The sequence below is a fragment of the Rhizobacter sp. P3_B12 genome (assembly GCF_056402895.1).
This window is the reverse complement of record NZ_JBFUGN010001675.1, coordinates 1-650: the sequence shown is the minus strand read 5'-3', so window position 1 is coordinate 650 and position 650 is coordinate 1. Positions and strand designations below refer to the sequence as shown.

The 650-nt window shown below is 71.0% G+C and carries 1 protein-coding gene; it reads left to right on the top strand.

The window, feature by feature from the left end; all coding sequences use genetic code 11:
• Nucleotides 1–650, top strand: a 650-nt coding sequence (locus AC1D01_RS37620) for a DMT family transporter (RefSeq protein WP_477875042.1), incomplete at both ends; no start/stop codon positions are given.

Here is a 650-nt window from a genome sequence, read left to right as displayed (position 1 = left end):
TGCCTGGCCTGCTACTACGCCTGGGCGCATGGCCGCAGCACCTTCGCGCTGCTGCGCGCGGGCGGCCGGCCGCTGTGGATCTCGAGCCTGATGTGGAGCGTGATGTTCACCTGCTTCATGGTGGCGCTCACGCTGACCACGGTGGCCAACGTGCTGATCACGATGGCGCTCGCGCCGCTGATGACTGCCATGCTGGCGCGCTTCACGCTCGGGCATCCGGTCGCGCGGCGCACCTGGGCCGCGATCGTGCTGGCCGGGCTGGGCATTGCCTACATGTACGGRCAGGGCGTCAGCTCGGAGCCGCAGCACGTGATCGGCACGCTGGTCGCGCTGGGCGTGCCCATCGCGAGCGCGATCAACTGGAACACGCTGCAGCGCAGCGGCACGACGGTCGACCTGGTGCCGGCCTTGCTGCTGGGCGCGCTGGTCTCGGCGATCGTCACGCTGCCCTTGTCGCTGCCGCTGCAGGCCTCGGTGCACGACGTGGCGCTGCTCGGGCTGCTGGGGCTGGTGCAGCTGGCCATCCCGTGCGTGCTGGCGGTGCGGCTGGCCCGCCACCTGCCGGCGCCGGAGATGTCGCTGCTGGCGCTGCTGGAGATCGTGTTCGGCATCGCGTGGGCGTGGCTGGGCACGAGTGAGCAGCCGTCGAT